Origin of the sequence: Pseudomonas sp. stari2, from assembly GCF_040760005.1 — a bacterium.
GTDB lineage: Bacteria > Pseudomonadota > Gammaproteobacteria > Pseudomonadales > Pseudomonadaceae > Aquipseudomonas.
On record NZ_CP099760.1, the window covers coordinates 5,764,808 to 5,781,305 of the forward strand.

General features: G+C 62.3%; 19 protein-coding genes. 7 read left to right on the forward strand and 12 right to left on the reverse strand.

Annotated elements, in window-relative coordinates; all coding sequences use genetic code 11:
• Positions 1-154 precede the first annotated feature (154 nt).
• The 5 genes from NH234_RS26420 to NH234_RS26440 all read left to right on the forward strand — a co-directional run bounded on the left by NH234_RS26420 (position 155) and on the right by NH234_RS26440 (position 6,541).
• Entirely contained in the window at positions 155-1,300 is a 1,146-nt protein-coding gene (locus NH234_RS26420; protein WP_367254815.1) for a Fic family protein, read from the forward strand.
• An 88-nt stretch (positions 1,301-1,388) separates the two neighbouring features.
• On the forward strand, positions 1,389-1,631 hold the full coding sequence (locus tag NH234_RS26425; RefSeq protein WP_007894317.1) for an exodeoxyribonuclease VII small subunit: 243 nt from the start codon (positions 1,389-1,391) through the stop codon (positions 1,629-1,631).
• Entirely contained in the window at positions 1,628-2,515 is an 888-nt protein-coding gene (ispA, locus tag NH234_RS26430; RefSeq protein WP_367254818.1) for a (2E,6E)-farnesyl diphosphate synthase, read from the forward strand. The genes NH234_RS26425 and ispA overlap by 4 nt, the downstream gene beginning before the upstream one ends.
• Positions 2,516-2,606: 91 nt before the next feature.
• Positions 2,607-4,505 (forward strand): 1-deoxy-D-xylulose-5-phosphate synthase, encoded by a 1,899-nt coding sequence (gene dxs / locus NH234_RS26435; RefSeq protein WP_367254820.1) that lies wholly within the window; start codon positions 2,607-2,609, stop codon positions 4,503-4,505.
• Between the two features lie 152 nt (positions 4,506-4,657).
• Positions 4,658-6,541, forward strand: coding sequence for a TonB-dependent receptor (locus tag NH234_RS26440; RefSeq protein ID WP_367254822.1), 1,884 nt, complete (start codon positions 4,658-4,660; stop codon positions 6,539-6,541).
• Positions 6,542-6,544: 3 nt separating this feature from the next.
• Here NH234_RS26440 and NH234_RS26445 read toward each other — a convergent pair whose 3' ends face one another.
• From NH234_RS26445 to nrdR, 12 genes are all read right to left on the reverse strand, one after another.
• Positions 6,545-7,345: a cobalamin-binding protein gene (locus NH234_RS26445; RefSeq protein WP_085732984.1), complete on the reverse strand. Its 801-nt coding sequence runs from the start codon at positions 7,343-7,345 to the stop codon at positions 6,545-6,547.
• Positions 7,345-7,764 carry an MFS transporter gene (locus tag NH234_RS26450; RefSeq protein WP_065259553.1) on the reverse strand — a complete coding sequence of 140 codons (420 nt, stop codon included), beginning with the start codon at positions 7,762-7,764 and terminating at the stop codon, positions 7,345-7,347. The genes NH234_RS26445 and NH234_RS26450 overlap by 1 nt, the downstream gene beginning before the upstream one ends.
• Entirely contained in the window at positions 7,761-8,378 is a 618-nt protein-coding gene (gene ribA, locus NH234_RS26455) for a GTP cyclohydrolase II (protein WP_065259552.1), read from the reverse strand. The genes NH234_RS26450 and ribA overlap by 4 nt, the downstream gene beginning before the upstream one ends.
• A 123-nt stretch (positions 8,379-8,501) precedes the next feature.
• A complete protein-coding gene (locus NH234_RS26460) occupies positions 8,502-9,236 on the reverse strand; it encodes an ABC transporter substrate-binding protein (protein WP_085732985.1) in 735 nt (244 codons plus the stop codon).
• 28 nt (positions 9,237-9,264) lie between these two features.
• Positions 9,265-9,768, reverse strand: coding sequence for a phosphatidylglycerophosphatase A (locus tag NH234_RS26465; protein ID WP_065259550.1), 504 nt, complete (start codon positions 9,766-9,768; stop codon positions 9,265-9,267).
• The gene (thiL, locus tag NH234_RS26470) at positions 9,765-10,730 is read right to left on the reverse strand and encodes a thiamine-phosphate kinase (RefSeq protein ID WP_367254825.1); all 966 of its coding nucleotides are present in this window, start codon (positions 10,728-10,730) and stop codon (positions 9,765-9,767) included. The genes NH234_RS26465 and thiL overlap by 4 nt, the downstream gene beginning before the upstream one ends.
• A gap of 17 nt (positions 10,731-10,747) precedes the next feature.
• Positions 10,748-11,248, reverse strand: coding sequence for a transcription antitermination factor NusB (gene nusB / locus NH234_RS26475; RefSeq protein WP_085712321.1), 501 nt, complete (start codon positions 11,246-11,248; stop codon positions 10,748-10,750).
• The gene (ribE, locus tag NH234_RS26480) at positions 11,245-11,721 is read right to left on the reverse strand and encodes a 6,7-dimethyl-8-ribityllumazine synthase (RefSeq protein ID WP_003228649.1); all 477 of its coding nucleotides are present in this window, start codon (positions 11,719-11,721) and stop codon (positions 11,245-11,247) included. The genes nusB and ribE overlap by 4 nt, the downstream gene beginning before the upstream one ends.
• Before the next feature lie 91 nt (positions 11,722-11,812).
• Entirely contained in the window at positions 11,813-12,904 is a 1,092-nt protein-coding gene (gene ribBA / locus NH234_RS26485; protein WP_065259547.1) for a bifunctional 3,4-dihydroxy-2-butanone-4-phosphate synthase/GTP cyclohydrolase II, read from the reverse strand.
• A 16-nt stretch (positions 12,905-12,920) separates the two neighbouring features.
• Entirely contained in the window at positions 12,921-13,583 is a 663-nt protein-coding gene (locus NH234_RS26490) for a riboflavin synthase (protein ID WP_085712322.1), read from the reverse strand.
• Between the two features lie 47 nt (positions 13,584-13,630).
• A complete protein-coding gene (ribD, locus tag NH234_RS26495) occupies positions 13,631-14,764 on the reverse strand; it encodes a bifunctional diaminohydroxyphosphoribosylaminopyrimidine deaminase/5-amino-6-(5-phosphoribosylamino)uracil reductase RibD (RefSeq protein WP_367254830.1) in 1,134 nt (377 codons plus the stop codon).
• Positions 14,761-15,225, reverse strand: coding sequence for a transcriptional regulator NrdR (gene nrdR / locus NH234_RS26500; RefSeq protein WP_003228656.1), 465 nt, complete (start codon positions 15,223-15,225; stop codon positions 14,761-14,763). The genes ribD and nrdR overlap by 4 nt, the downstream gene beginning before the upstream one ends.
• Before the next feature lie 128 nt (positions 15,226-15,353).
• On the opposite strand from nrdR, the gene NH234_RS26505 reads away from it, so the two are divergent.
• Together NH234_RS26505 and NH234_RS26510 are read left to right on the forward strand one after the other, a co-directional pair.
• Positions 15,354-15,818 (forward strand): hypothetical protein, encoded by a 465-nt coding sequence (locus tag NH234_RS26505; RefSeq protein WP_367254832.1) that lies wholly within the window; start codon positions 15,354-15,356, stop codon positions 15,816-15,818.
• On the forward strand, positions 15,815-16,471 hold the full coding sequence (locus tag NH234_RS26510) for a methyltransferase (RefSeq protein WP_169432106.1): 657 nt from the start codon (positions 15,815-15,817) through the stop codon (positions 16,469-16,471). Before NH234_RS26505 ends, NH234_RS26510 begins: the two co-directional genes overlap by 4 nt.
• Positions 16,472-16,498: the final 27 nt, after the last annotated feature.

Genomic DNA, 16,498 nt, shown 5'->3' on the forward strand with positions numbered 1-16,498 from the left:
CGACTCGGCAGTTTTTTAACAATCGGATACATCTTGAAATGCGGTAGGAATCACGCCCTCGGGTGGACGATGAGCCGAATAGGCGTCATATTCGGCTCACTAAATGAGCCGAATAGCGTTTCTATTCGGCTCACGCACTCAGGAATGGCATTTCATGGCTACTCACTGGATCTGGCAGCAGCCCGACTGGCCCGACTTCAACTGGCAGGCTGAGCGTCTCACGGCGCTGTTGCGCGAATGCGTTCAGGCGCAGGGACAATTGATGGGCATGGCGGGATCAGTGGGCAATTCACTGAGCGCTCAGACTGAACTGGACGCGTTGCTGCAAAACATCGTGACCTCCTCGGCCATCGAGGGGGAACAATTGAATGTTGAATCCGTGCGTTCTTCACTGGCACGACGCCTGGGGCTGGAATCGCCTGATGGCGACAACGTCAGCAAGCGCAGCGAGGGGCTGGCACAGCTGATGCTCGATGCCACTCATCACTTTGCCGAACCGCTGACACTGGAGCGATTGCTGGAATGGCATTCATGGCTGTTTCCAGAACAGGAGAGTGGTTTCCTTTCGCGTGCAATCAATGTCGGCGCATTACGCGGCGATGAGCCAATGCAGGTGGTTTCCGGACGAATCGACCGTCCGACCGTGCACTTCGAGGCGCCACCGCGACAAGGTCTTGAGCGGCAACTCGACAGTTTTCTCAAGTGGTTCGACGCCAGCCGGCATCAGGCAGGCCTCGATCCTTTGCTGCGAGCTGGCATCGCACATTTCTGGTTCGTCACCTTGCATCCATTCGACGACGGCAATGGGCGCCTGACTCGCACCCTTACCGACCTGGCACTGGCTCAGGGCGAAGCGCAGGCGATTCGTTTTTATGCGATGTCCGCCAGCATCCTCGATGATCGTGCGGGCTATTACTGGATTCTCGAATCAAGCCAGAAAGCCACGCTGGACATCACCGACTGGCTCACATGGTTCCTGCAAACCTTGCTGCGCAGCCTGCAGCAGGCCATCGCGCGGATTGAAAGTGTGTTGGGAAAATCACGCTTCTGGCAGGCGCACCGGGAATCCGGGCTGTCGGTGGAGCAGATCAAAGTGCTCAATCGCTTGCTCGATGGTGGTGAACGCGGTTTCGAGCACGGCATCAGTGCGGCGCAATACCAGAGTGTGGCCAAAGTTTCCAAAGCCACGGCCACCCGACATCTGGCGGAACTGCTGGAAAAGGGCTGCCTGCAACGTCTTCCGGGCGGGGGGCGGAGCACTCGGTATCAGATTCAATATCCGGGTAACTCGACCGACTGACACCCTTGTCCGTCGGCCCGCTCATTTGCCCATAAACCCCCTATCTGCTAGTGTCGCGCCGGTTTAACGTCAACCGGAATTAGCCGCCATGGCCCGCAAAAAAGCTGCACTGGATTTCGAACAGTCCCTCGCCGACCTGCAAACGCTGGTCGAGCGTCTGGAGAACGGTGAATTGTCGCTGGAAGACTCGCTGACCGCTTTCGAGCAGGGCATCGGTCTGACCCGTGACTGCCAGGCAGCACTGGCCCAGGCTGAGCAGAAGGTCCAGGTGTTGCTGGAACGTGATGGCGAACTGGCCGAGGAACCCTTCGACGCGGACCAGCCAGAATGATCGCGGCGTATTCGGCGACCAGCCAGGCGCGGGTCAATGCGGCACTGGAAACCCTGTTCAACGCACCGCTGCCAGAGCTGGCGCGGCTGTACGAAGCGATGCGCTACAGTGTGATGAACGGCGGCAAACGCGTGCGTCCGTTGCTGGCCTACGCCGCCTGCGAAGCCCTCGGCGGCAAGACCGAGCAGGCCAACGGCGCGGCGTGTGCGGTGGAGCTGATCCACGCCTATTCGCTGGTACACGACGATTTGCCGGCGATGGACGACGACGATCTGCGTCGCGGCCAGCCGACTACCCACAAGAAATTCGACGAAGCCTGCGCGATCCTTGCCGGTGACGGCCTGCAGAGTCTGGCCTTCAGCGCCCTGCTCGACCCGCGCCTGAGCGACCTGAGCGCGGATATCCGCCTGCAACAGGTCACGGCGCTGGCGCACGCGGCTGGCCCGGCCGGCATGGTCGGCGGTCAGGCCATCGACCTCGGCTCGGTCGGCCTGAAGCTTGATCAGAAAGCCCTCGAACAGATGCACCGGCACAAGACCGGCGCGCTGATCGAAGTCAGCGTCAAGCTCGGCGCCCTGGCCAGCGGCCGCGCCGAGAAGGATGAACTCAAGGCCCTGCAAAGTTATGCACAGGCCATTGGCCTGGCGTTCCAGGTGCAGGACGACATCCTCGACGTCGAAAGCGATACCGAAACCCTCGGCAAACGCCAGGGTGCCGACATCGCTCGCGACAAGCCGACCTACCCGGCCCTGCTCGGCCTTGACGCGGCCAAGGCTTACGCTCTGGAACTGCGCGATCAGGCCCTGCACGCGCTGCGACCGTTTGACGCGGCAGCCGAGCCGTTGCGCGATCTGGCCCGGTATATCGTCGACCGGCGCAACTAAAGGCTAATCAGCCAAAAAAGACCAACGCGTGGGCAGGGGACGATGCATCAGGTAAACTGCCGCATCTTTTATACCTATAACGATTCGCCTGATGCCCACGACGTTCCATGAGATTCCCCGCAAGCGCCCGACCACGCCCCTGCTCGACCGCGCGAACACGCCGGACGGCCTGCGCCGGTTAGGCGAAGCCGAGCTGGAAACCCTGGCTGATGAGTTGCGCCTGGAATTGCTCTACACGGTCGGCCAGACCGGTGGGCATTTCGGTGCCGGCCTGGGCGTCATCGAGCTGACCATCGCGTTGCATTACGTCTTCGACACCCCGGACGACCGGCTGGTGTGGGACGTCGGTCATCAGGCCTACCCGCACAAGATCCTCACCGGTCGTCGCGAGCGCATGGAAACCCTGCGCCAGAAGGACGGCATCGCCGCCTTCCCGCGTCGCTCCGAGAGCGAGTACGACACCTTTGGCGTCGGCCACTCCAGCACCTCGATCAGTGCCGCGCTGGGCATGGCCATCGCCGCCCGCCTGCAGAACAGCGATCGCAAGGCGATTGCCGTGATCGGTGACGGCGCGCTGACCGCCGGCATGGCTTTCGAGGCGCTGAACCATGCGCCGGAAGTGAACGCCAACATGCTGGTGATCCTCAACGACAACGACATGTCGATCTCGCGCAACGTCGGCGGTCTGTCGAACTACCTGGCGAAGATCCTTTCCAGCCGCACCTACGCAAGCATGCGCGAAGGCAGCAAGAAAGTGCTGTCGCGCCTGCCCGGCGCCTGGGAAATCGCCCGTCGCACCGAAGAATACGCCAAAGGCATGCTGGTTCCCGGCACCCTGTTCGAAGAGCTGGGCTGGAACTACATCGGCCCGATCGATGGCCACGACCTGCCGACCCTGATCGCCACCCTGCGCAACATGCGCGATCTGAAAGGCCCGCAGTTCCTGCACATCGTCACCAAGAAAGGCAAAGGCTTCGCCCCGGCGGAAGTCGACCCGATCGGTTACCACGCCATCACCAAGCTCGAGCCGCTGGACGCCCCGGCCGCTGCACCGAAGAAGGCCGGCGGGCCGAAGTACTCCGGCGTGTTCGGTGAATGGCTGTGCGACATGGCCGCCGCCGACCCGCGTCTGGTGGGCATCACCCCGGCGATGAAGGAAGGCTCGGACCTGGTAGCGTTCAGCGAACGCTTCCCGCTGCGCTACTTCGACGTGGCGATTGCCGAGCAGCACGCCGTGACCCTCGCCGCCGGCATGGCCTGCGAAGGTGCGAAACCGGTGGTGGCGATCTACTCGACGTTCCTGCAACGCGGTTACGACCAGTTGGTGCATGACGTCGCGGTACAAAACCTCGACGTCCTGTTCGCCATCGACCGCGCCGGTCTGGTGGGCGAAGACGGCCCGACCCACGCCGGCAGTTTCGACCTGTCTTACCTGCGTTGCATCCCGGGCATGGTGATCATGACCCCGAGCGATGAAAACGAACTGCGCAAGATGCTCACCACCGGTCACCTGTACAACGGCCCGGCGGCGGTGCGTTACCCGCGCGGCACCGGCCCGAACGCGACCATCGAGAAAGACCTCGAACCGATCGAGATCGGCAAGGGCGTGGTTCGCCGTCAGGGCAGCAAGGTCGCCCTGCTGGTGTTCGGCGTGCAACTGGCCGAAGCGCTGAACGTCGCCGAAACCCTGGACGCCACCGTGGTCGACATGCGTTTCGTCAAACCGATGGACGAAGCGCTGGTGCGCGAAATCGCTAACAGCCACGACCTGCTGGTGACCATCGAAGAGAACGCGATCATGGGCGGTGCCGGTGGCGCGGTCAGCGAATTCCTCGCCCGCGAGAACATCCTCAAGTCGGTGCTGCACCTGGGCTTGCCGGATGTTTACGTCGAGCACGCCAAACCGGCGCAGATGCTGGCCGAGTGCGGGCTGGACGAGGCCGGGATCGAAGCGGCGGTGCGTGAGCGCCTGGAGCTGCTTAACCGCTGACTCGCTGGATAAACGCAAAAACCCATGTGGGAGCGGGCTTGCTCGCGAAGGCGTCGGATCAGTCGATGATGAGTTGACTGACACACCGCTTTCGCGAGCAAGCCCGCTCCCACATTTGATTTGTGTACACCTGAAAGACCTACGGAATACCGATGAACCTCTCGCGTCTCGCCCTGCCCCTTCTCCTGCTGCCAAACGCCAACGCCCTCGCCGACACCTTCGAACGCGATCAGGCTCTGAAGCTGCCGGACGTGCTGATCAGCGCCAACCGTCAGGTGGAAGCGCGCAACGACAGCAGTGCCGCCAACACCGTATTCACCCGCGAAGACATCGAGCGTCTGCAACCAAGCAGCGTCACCGACCTGCTGCAACGGGTACCGGGCGTACAAGTGGCGCAAACCGGCGGACGCGGCAGCCTGCCGGGGATCTACATTCGTGGCACGCAATCGGCGCAGAGTCTGGTGCTGGTAGACGGCCAGCGCATCGGCAACTCCACCTCCGGCGACAGCAACCTGCAACACCTCAATATCGAGCAGATCGAACGCGTCGAAGTGCTGCGCGGTTCGCGTTCGGTGATCTACGGCAGCGATGCGATTGGCGGGGTGATTCAGATCTTCACCCGACGCGGCGCCGAGCAAGGTTTGCAGCCGCGGATGCATCTCGGATTCGGCAGCAACCAGACCTGGGAGCGCAGTGTCGGCCTGTCCGGTGGCGATGAGAAAACCCGCTTCAACCTCGGCGCCAGCCTCGATGAAACCGCCGGGATCGACCGCACCCGCGAGTCGTATCCCAGCGACAGCGATCACGATGCCTACCGCAACAAATCCATCAGCCTGAGCCTCAGCCATGCGCTGACCGATGACATCGAAGTCGGCGCCAACCTGCTGGATAACCGTGGCAAAAGCGAGTTCGACAACCCGTTCGGGCGCTTTGACCCGATCACCTTCGACTCTGTCCAGCAACAGCCCTACAGCGATTTTGCTGTCAGCAGTTTCAGCAGCTACATCGATGCGCGGATCAACGAGCGCTGGAAGTCGCGCCTGGAACTCGGCCACAGCGAAAACCGCGAAAAAACCTTCGACAAGCTCAGTGACGAACGCTCAGTGTTCAATACCTACCGCGACTCGGTGACCTGGCAGAATGACCTGACCCTCGATGCACGCAACAGCCTGATCCTCGGCGGCGACTGGTATGAAGACCGGGTCAACAGCAGCACTGCGTTCGACGAGGACAGCCGCTGGAACCGCGCGGCCTTCATCCAGCATCGTTTCCAGGCCGACAGTTTCTCCACCGAACTCGGCCTGCGTCGTGACGATAACCAGCAGTTCGGCGGCCAAAACAGCTGGAGCGGCACGCTGACATTGCCGGTCAACCCGGACAACGATCTGTTGCTCAGCTACAGCGAAGGCTTCCGTGCACCGACCTTCAACGACCTGTATTACCCGGACTTCAGTAACCCGGACCTGAAACCGGAAACCTCGAAAAGCTACGAGCTGCAATGGCGCAGCCAGTTGAGTGACAGCAGCCGCCTTGAAGCGTCGCTGTATCGGACCGATCTGGAAGACGCGATCATCTTTGGCAGCAACTCACGCCCGGAAAACGTCGCCTCGGCACGGATCAACGGCTTCGAAGCAGCCCTGAAACAGGAACTGCTGGGCTGGCAAAGCAACCTCGGCGTGGCAATCATCGATCCCCGCGACCGCGACACCGGCCACACCCTGGCGCGCCGTGCCCGTCGCACCTTGAGCTGGGATCTGGATCGGCAATTCGATCGCCTCGGCCTCGGCGCCAGTTGGCAGGCCGTCAGCAGCAGTTATGACGACCTGAAAAATCAGCAGCCACTGGGTGGTTATGCGTTGCTGGAACTGCGCAGCAGCTGGGCGCTGGACCGGGAGATCAAGCTGGATTTCAAGGTGGATAACCTGCTGGACAAGGGTTACAGCCGGGCGCTGTACAGCCATGACGGCAGTCAGTATGGCTATCGTGAGGAAGGCCGGGCGTTCATGTTCGGGGTGACCTGGACACCGCAGCTCTAGCGGTCAGCGGTCTGGCGCAATCAGTTGGCAGAGCTTGGCCGTCGCCTCGATCATCTGCCCGCTCGGACGTTCCAGACCTTTATCGGTGACCAACAGCAACTGTCTGTGCTTCACCGCCGCCACCTGCGGCCAGGCATTCCACGCATCCAGTTGCGGCTGATCGCCGGCCAGAATCACCTCGGGGTTACGCTGCAAAACGGCTTCGATGCTCACCTGCGGAGCCGGCAGCGTCAGGTCGGTGAAGACGTTGCGTGCGCCGCACACTTCAAGCGCATCGCTGATAATCTGCCCGCCGCCGACGGTGTACAGCGGCTTGTCCCAGACTTGGTAGAACACCCGCAACGGCGTTTCCCGCCGATAGCGCTGGCGCAGCTCGTCGAGCTTGCGCCGCAGCTCGGTCGCTCGTTCAACCCCGCGCTCAGGACGACCGAGCTGCGTCGCAATGGCTACGATCTGTGTGGTCAACTGTTCGAAACTGTGGGGTTCGGCAACGAAGGTCGGGATGTTCAGGCGCTTGAGCTGATCGCGCTGTGCCGGGCCGACACTGCCGGGCCACAGTAGCAACAAGTCAGGTTTGAGACTAAGCAGCCGCTCCATATCGAGTTGGCCGTAACGGCCCACCGAAGGCACATTCTTGATTGCAGATGGCCGGTCACCGGCATCCAGCACGCCCACCAGCAGGTCGGCCGAATTCAGCTCCACAACAATTTCAGACAGGGATGGCGCGAGACTGACCACCCGCATGGCGGCCAGGGTTTCGCTGCTGACGGCCAGCAGCAGAACCGCCAGCCAGAGACGGCGCATCAACCGAGCTGACGCGGGATACGGTAGAGGTAGAACAGCACCGCCGTAGACAGCGCCAACAACATCAGCGGCACCGCTTCGAGGCCGACGAACACCGCCAGAGCGCCAATCCACGCCGGTAACCCCGCCGCCAGAAACGCCGTGCGACGACGAGCCGCGAGGGCAATCCACGCAGCGGGCTCTTCAGGGGTATCGAGGGCTTTTTGTGTGGCGATCAGCGCATGTTTGTAGCGGCCGAAAAACTTCAGGCTGACAAACATCGAGGCTACGCCAGCGATGAACAACGGCATCGCCAGCACCGGCATGATCGCTTCGCTCTCGCCGAACACAGCGTTGAGCACAAATAGCGGCACCAGTGCCAGCGCCAGGTATTTCCACCAGGCGACTGACAGGCGGCGCCGCACCTGACCGCGAGTCACGCGCGGTCTACCTCGCCCTGATGTTCGTTACCCATCATGTGGTCGAGTTTGCTGGCCTTGGTCGCCAGGTAGAGTTTGTTGTGCGGGTTGTGGCCGGTGTGCAGCGGCACGCGCTCGGCGACGACGATGTTCATGTCGGTCAGGGCTTTGACCTTGCGCGGGTTGTTGGTCATCAGGCGCAGGGATTTCACGCCCAGATGCTCGAGCATCGGCAGGCACATGGCGTAGTCACGCTGGTCGGCGGCAAAGCCCAGACGCTCGTTGGCTTCAACAGTGTCGGCGCCGCCGTCCTGCAATTCGTAGGCGCGAATCTTGTTCAGCAGGCCAATGCCACGACCTTCCTGACGCAGATACAGCAACACGCCACGGCCTTCACGGGCGATTGCCTTGAGGGCGGCCTCCAGTTGCGAGCCGCAATCGCAACGCTGGCTGAACAAGGCATCGCCGGTCAGGCATTCGGAGTGCAACCGGCCGAGTACCGGGGCACCGTCGGCAATCTCACCCAGGCTCAGCACGACGTGCTCGCGGCCGGTGGCTTCATCGAGAAAACCGTGCATGGTGAATTGCGCAAAAGGCGTTGGCAGCTTGGAAGCGGCGACAAAAACGACAGGCACCGGTGTGCTCCTGATCTAAAAAGTCCGAGATTCGCTGGGCGGCATTGTAACAGCAGGTTCCTGCAGACGCTTAGGCTGAATTATCGGCCATAACGATCAAAAAGTTTGATGACAGGCCTGCCTTCATTGCCTTGAGTCGAACGGATACGGCTGTTTCCAGCGTTCGAAGATGGGCTTCAGCTCGCCGCTTTTCACCAGTTGATCCATGCGCTGGTCGTAGATCGACATCAGTGCACGGGCCTGAGGGGTATCGGCAAAGCCGAGGTACAGCGGCAGCTCCGCCAGATGCGAGTAACGGTATTGCGAAGGGTCGGCGGCATTTCTCACCACCGCTTCGATTTCCGTCAGTGCGTCGATGTAGTAATCCGCCCGCCCCTGTTTGAGCATCGACAGGATCCCGGTGCGGCGCTCGATCTGGTTGTAACGCTTGATGTTCGGCAGGTAGGTCTCATAACGATAACCCCGCACCCAGGCCAGCCGGTATTTGCCGAGGGTAGCCTCGGTCGGTGCCGGATTGCTGGCCAGCCCCAGCGCGTAGATGTGATCGGAATCGAAGTTCCAGCGCGGATACAGCACTTGTTCGGCTTCACCGCGATAGGAGCCGACCAGCGCGTCGACTTCCTTCAACTGCACCAGCCCCACCGAACGGGTGTACGGCACGGTGCGGATATCCAGAGTCACGCCGGCCGGTTCGAACACCTTGCGCAGGACGTCCCAGCCCAGGCCGTGGCCGTCGGCGGCGGTGTAGTCTTCCCAGTCTTCGCTGGCCAGGTGAATGACCGACGGCGGCGCATCCTGTGCATGGGCAACAGCACCCAGCAGGATAAAAAACAGTATCGCCAACCCGCGTCGAGCCATCCCTGTGTCCCTCATCCACGCCTTGAAATCAGGCGAAAATCCACACCAGACCCTGCATCGCCAACCAGGCGAACACGCCCGCCAGCACATCGTCGAGCATGATGCCGACGCCGCCATGTACATGCCGGTCGATCCAGCGGATCGGCCATGGCTTGAGGATGTCGAAGAAGCGGAACATCAAGAACCCCGCGAGCAACCAGTACCAGCCTTCCGGCACCAGCCACAGGGTGATCCACATCCCGACCATTTCGTCCCAGACGATGCCCTCGTGGTCGTGCACCCGCAGATCGTCGGCCACCTTGCCGCACAGCCAGAAGCCGAACAGCATGGTGATCCCGAGCATCAGCCAGTAACCCCAGTCGGGCAACATCTGCCACAACGGAATAAAGGGTAGCGCAACTAACGAGCCCCACGTGCCCGGTGCTTTCGGCAAGGTGCCCGAACCGAAGCCGAATGCTATGAAATGCCAGGGATTGCGCCAGACCGACGGCGGAACGAATTCGCCGGGAACCTGTTTCGGGTGATCTGTCACGGTGACTCCTGAAAATGTTGATAACCCCGGATTTGCGGGGTGATGTCATGCCCTTCGCGGTCCAGCAGCACCACGCCCTGCCCCTCGGCCACGCGCCCGATCACATGGATCGGCCAGCCATCGGCCAGCAACGCCGGCAATTCGACGGACGGCAGGGTAAAGGCCAGCACGTAATCATCGCCACCGCTCAACGCCGCACGCTCGGCACCGCGCTGGCCGAGAGACGCCACTAGCGCATCCGACAGCGGCACTCGCTCGCGCTCAATTTCGAGGCGAACCTTCGAAGCCAATGCGATATGGCCGCAATCGGCGAGCAGGCCATCGGAGATATCCAGCGCCGAAGTGGCCTTGCCCCGCAGGGCCTGACCGAGAGCAAGTTGCGGCTGCGGCGACCAGTAATGATCGAGCAGTGGCTGGGCGATGTCAGGCTCTGCCTCGCGCTGCCCCAGCACCAGCGGCAAAGCCCCGGCGGCATTGCCCAATTCACCGCCGACACACAGCAGATCCCCCGGCTGCGCGCCGCTGCGAGTCAGGGCCTGACCGGTCGGAACACGACCGAACACGGTGACGGTGAGGCTCAACGGCCCGCGCGTCGTGTCGCCGCCGACCAGCGCCACACTGCAGCTTTGCGCCATGCGGTTCAAACCGCGGGCATAGGCTTGCAGCCAATCGGCAGTCACCGTCGGCAAGGTCAGGGCAAGGGTAAAGGCAACGGGCGTGGCGCCCATGGCAGCGAGGTCGCTGACCGCCACGGCCAGCGAGCGCTGACCGAGCAGAAACGGATCGCAGGGATCGGCGAAATGCACGCCGGCCACCAGCGTATCGGTGGAGATCGCCAGTTGTTCCCCGGAAGGAACCGCCAGCAAGGCGCAGTCGTCGCCGATCCCCAGTGCAACGCCCTCGCCGCCCTGCGCACAAGGCGCGGCGGCGAAGAAATTGCGGATCAGCTCAAACTCGCCCATGAGGTATCAAGCGCGTTTTAGCGCTTGAACGCCTTCACTTCAGCTTCACGCAGGCGCGGAGCCAGCTTGTCGAGCACGCCGTTGACGAACTTGTGGCCGTCGGTGGAACCGAAGACCTTGGCCAGTTCGATACCTTCGTTGATCACAACGCGGTACGGCACGTCGACGCGCTTGAGCAGTTCCCAGGTGGACAGGCGCAGAACCGCCAGTTCAACCGGGTCCAGCTCTTCGATCGCCAGGTCCAGACAAGGCTTGAGCGCGGTGTCGATTTCGGTACGGTTGGCCGGAACCCCGTGGAGGATTTCACGGAAGTACGCGCCATCGACATCGGTGAAATCGTTATCGACCCGGAACTGCGCTTCGATCTCGTTCAGCGAAGCCTTGGCCATGTGCCATTGATACAGGGCCTGAGTCGCGAGCTGACGGGCTTCGCGGCGCTTGGCGCTCTTCGATGGCTTGCCGGCATCCGCAGGTTTCGGATCGCGCGGGTTGAAACGATCGCTATCGTCGCTAATCACTTGGCCTCCAACTGCGCCAGCAGGCTGACCATTTCCAGAGCGGACAGGGCAGCTTCAGCACCTTTGTTGCCGGCCTTGGTGCCGGAACGTTCGATGGCTTGCTCGATGGAATCAACGGTCAGGACGCCGAAAGCGACCGGTACGCCGAATTCCATGGACACCTGGGCCAGGCCCTTGGTGCATTCGCCAGCCACGTATTCGAAGTGCGGAGTGCCGCCACGAATGACCGCGCCCAGGGCGATGATTGCTGCGAACTCGCCTTTCTGGGCGACTTTTTGCGCAACCAGCGGGATTTCGAAGGCGCCAGGTGCGCGGATGATGGTGATATCGCTTTCGCTCACGCCGTGGCGAACCAGGGCATCAACTGCACCGCTGACCAGGCTTTCAACCACGAAGCTGTTGAAACGGCCCACTACCAAAGCGTAGCGGCCTTTAGGGGCGATGAAGGTACCTTCGATGGTCTTCAGGGTCATTCGTCAGATCTCTTAAAGAGCCGGGACGCGTCTGTTTCGCGTCCCTCAGTGATTTATTTGCCGCGAATTCGGGTCCGGAAACAACCGGTCATTATTCGGAGGGCACGTATTCTACAACTTCCAGATCGAAACCGGATATCGCATTAAATTTCATCGGTGCCGACATCAGGCGCATTTTGCGCACGCCGAGGTCACGCAGAATCTGCGAACCGGCACCGACGATGCTGTAGGTGGTCGGTTTTTTCACCGCCGCCTGATCGCCGGTTTCGCGGATATGCGCCAGCAACACGTCGCCATCCAGTGGGTGACCGAGCAACAGCACCACACCGCTGCCGGCCTCGGCGACCGCAGCCATCGCGGCGCGCAGGCTCCAGCGGCCCGGCTGCTTGACCATCAGCAGGTCGCGCAGCGGGTCCATGTTGTGCACGCGAACCAAGGTCGGCTCTTCGGCACAAACGGTGCCCAGGGTCAGTGCCATGTGCACGTCGCCTTCCACGGAGTCACGATAGGTCACCAGGTTGAATTGGCCCAGTTCGCTGTCCAGTGGCTGCTCGGCAATCCGCTGAACGGTACGTTCGTGGATCATCCGGTAGTGAATCAGGTCGGCGATGGTGCCGATCTTGATGTTGTGCTCGGCCGCAAAAGCTTCCAGCTCGGCGCGACGGGACATGGTGCCGTCGTCGTTCATCACTTCGCAGATCACGCCGCTCGGCTCGAAACCGGCCATGCGCGCCAGGTCGCAGGCGGCTTCGGTGTGGCCTGCCCGGGCCAGGGTGCCGCCGGCCTGGGCCATCAGCGGGAAGATGTGGCCCGGGCTGACGATGTCTTCGGCTTTCGCGTCTTTCGCAGCGGCCGCTTGCACGGTGCGTGCGCGGTCAGCGGCGGAGATGCCGGTGGTCACGCCTTCGGCGGCTTCGATCGAAACGGTGAACTTGGTGCCGAAACCGGAACCGTTGCGCGGCGCCATCAGCGGCAGCTTCAGGGTTTCGCAGCGCTCGCGGCTCATCGGCATGCAGATCAGGCCACGGGCGTGCTTGGCCATGAAGTTGATGTGCTCGGCCTTGCAGCATTCGGCGGCCATGATCAGGTCGCCTTCGTTCTCGCGGTCTTCGTCATCCATGAGGATGACCATCTTGCCTTGGCGGATGTCTTCAACCAGTTCTTCGATGCTATTGAGCGCCACAAGGCACCCCCTTCAGTCAGGATTTGAGGTAGCCGTTGGCGGCCAGAAAGCTTTCAGTGATGCCACCGGACGTTGGCTCTGCAGCCTTGTCGCCCAACAGCAGACGCTCCAGATAACGCGCCAGCAAGTCAACTTCCAGGTTCACCCGGCGACCTGGCTTGTAGGACGCCATGATGGTTTCGCTCAAGGTGTGCGGAATGATCGTCAGCAGGAATTCGGCGCCATCGACCGCGTTCACGGTCAGGCTGGTGCCGTCGACGGTGATCGAGCCTTTGTGGGCAATGTACTTGGCCAGTTCCTTCGGCGCGCGGATGCGAAATTCCACGGCGCGGGCATTGTCGCTGCGCGAGACCACTTCGCCGACACCATCGACGTGACCGCTGACCAGATGTCCACCGAGACGGGTGGTCGGGGTCAGGGCTTTTTCCAGGTTGACCGGGCTGCCGCTTTTCAGGTCATTCATGGCGGTGCAGTCAAGGGTTTCGCGACTGACGTCGGCGGCAAAGCCGTCGCCCGGCAGCTCAACTGCAGTCAGGCACACGCCGTTGACCGCGATGCTGTCGCCGAGTTTGACGTCGCTCAGGTCGAGCTTGCCGGTTTCGACATGCACCCGCACATCACCGCCCTTTGGGGTCAGTGCGCGGATACTGCCGATGGATTCGATGATGCCGGTAAACATGGGGTTCTCCTTGAGAACGAAGCCAGCGCTAACGCGATGGCCGGGAATTATACGCTCGCCGATGAGACAGGGATTGCAGTGACTCGCCAGTCATCGCCAACCGCGCGAATTTCAGTGATTTTCAGCTCCGGCGCATCCTTCATATAGGCTAGCGGCCAGTCCAGCAGCGGACGCGCCGTGGAGCCGAGGAACCTGCCGGCGATGAAGATCACGAACTCGTCGACCAGACCGAGCCGGGCAAATGCGCCGGCCAGTCGCGGGCCGGCCTCGACCAGCACTTCGTTGACGCCACGACTGGCCAGCTCGATCAGCAATTGATGCAGATCGACCTGACCGTCATCACCCGGCACGATCAGGCATTCCGGGCCATGGGCGTACTGTTCTTCGATGGCCACGCAGGTGGCAACCAACGCCGGGCCGGCCTTGAAGAACGGTGCATCCAGCGGCACTCGCAGACGTCCGTCAATCAGTACCCGCAGCGGCGGACGGCTCAGGGCCAGCGCGGTTTGCCCGGCATCCAGACCCAGCTCATCGCCGCGCACGGTCAGCCGAGCGCCGTCGGCCAGCACCGTATCGGCGCCAGTCAGCACCACGCTGGCCTGGGCGCGCAAGCGCTGCACCGCTGAACGTGCGGCCGGGCCGGTAATCCATTGGCTTTCGCCACTTTCCATCGCGGTGCGACCGTCGAGGCTCATGGCCAACTTGACCCGCACAAACGGCAGGCCGTGTTCCATGCGCTTCAGAAAACCTTGATTGAGCTTGCGCGCTTCGGCTTCCAGCACACCGCTTTCAGTGGCAATGCCGGCATCGGCCAGACGTTGCAGACCTCGTCCGGCCACTTGCGGATTGGGATCGCGCATCGCCGCGACCACCCGACCGACACCAGCATTCACCAGCGCATCAGCGCAGGGCGGTGTGCGGCCGTGGTGGCTGCAAGGTTCGAGAGTGACGTAAGCGGTGGCGCCCCGGGCCAGTTCACCGGCGGCGCGCAGGGCGTGGACTTCGGCGTGGGGTTCGCCGGCGCGCTCATGCCAGCCTTCGCCGACAATCTGCCCGTCGCGCACGATCACACAGCCGACCCGTGGATTGGGATGAGTCGTGTAGTGCCCCTTGCGCGCCAGCTCCAGGGCCCGGGCCATGAAATGGACGTCGAGGATGGCCTGCTCGGCGGCGGTGGTCATTCTTTCACCGGTTCACGGGCGAGACGATCGATCTCTTCGCGGAACTCGTTGAGGTCCTGGAAGCGGCGGTACACGGAAGCGAAACGGATGTAGGCGACTTCATCGAGCTTTTGCAGCTCGGCCATCACCAGTTCGCCGACCACGAGGGATTTGACCTCGCGTTCGCCGGTGGCGCGCAGCTTGTGTTTGATGTGCACCAGCGAGGACTCGAGACGCTCGACGCTCACCGGACGTTTCTCCAGGGCGCGCTGCATGCCGGCGCGGAGTTTTTCTTCGTCGAACGGTTGGCGGCTGCCGTCGGTTTTGATCAGGCGCGGCAACACCAGTTCGGCCGTCTCGAACGTCGTGAAACGTTCGCCGCAGGCTAGGCATTCACGCCGGCGGCGCACCTGTTCGCCCTCGGCGACCAGACGCGAGTCGATGACCTTGGTGTCGTTGGCACCGCAGAAGGGACAGTGCATGGTGGCTGGCAACAAAAAAAGGGAGGGCCATGGTAGCGCATCCCGGTGGCAAGACAAGCCATAGGCTTTGCGGTATACAGACTGCCATGATCGTTTGATCCATGGATTTCATTTTGACGGAGCCACCAATGTCGCTACGACCGCTCGTTTTGCTCAGTGTTTTCGCCCTGCTGGTGGCCTGTGGCAGCGATAAGCCCAAGCCGCAGCCGCCAGCGCCGGGCCCGGCGCCGCAACAGGCGCAGAAAAAGGCCAGGGAAGCTGCCGACCTCGGCCCGCTGCCCGCGTATCAACGGGAACTGAGCGGCACCCTGCAAGGCGTGCCCGCGGGCGCCGAAGTCGAACTGGCGCTGCTGGTGATCGACGAGAAGGGGCGCCCGCAACAATTGCTCGCCAGTTCCAGCCTGATCGGCAACAACCAGGTTCTGCCGTTTCGCCTGCGCTTCAATCCTGATGCCTTCCCGGTCGGTGCGCGGGTCGAACTGCGTGGCCGTACCACTCAATCCGGCCAGTTGATCCTGCACCTGCCGTCGCAGACCATCAGCCAGCCGACCACCCAGGCCCTGGGCCAACTGCAATTTGTCAAAGCGCCATGAATGCACCGCTGGACCTGCAACAGGCGCTGGGCGAGTTGCTCGGTGATGCCCGACTGGTGACCTGCCCGCTGCCAGACACTGACTTGAAACTGTGGCTGATCGACGGCGACAACATGGCCCGGGAATTCAGCCCGGAGGAGACCCGACGGATCCTGCATGAGCCGCCGTACTGGAGTTTCTGCTGGGCCAGCGGTCTGGCGGTGGCGCGTTATCTGGCGGAATTCCCCGAATGGGTGCGTGGCAAACGCGTACTGGATTTCGGCGCCGGTTCCGGGATCGCCGGGATTGCCGCCGTGAAGGCTGGCGCCCTGGAAGTGGTGGCCTGCGACCTTGATCCGCTGGCGATTGCCGCGTGCCGGGCGAATGCCGAACTCAATGACGTGCAGATGAGCTATTCCACGGACTTCTTCGCCGAGGCGGATCGCTTCGATCTGATCCTGGTGGCCGACGTTCTCTACGACCGGGAAAACCTGCCGCTGCTCGACGCGTTTCTCAGTCGCGGCCGCGAAGCCTTGGTGGCAGATTCGCGTGTCAGGGATTTCCGTCATCCACTGTACCGGCGCATTGAAATGCTCGAAGCCATGACCCTGCCGGATCTGGCCGAGCCCGAAGAGTTTCGCCATGTCAGCCTCTACCATGCGGCCCGCGCCTGACCGTATAGTTGCCCCATTCACGCTTTT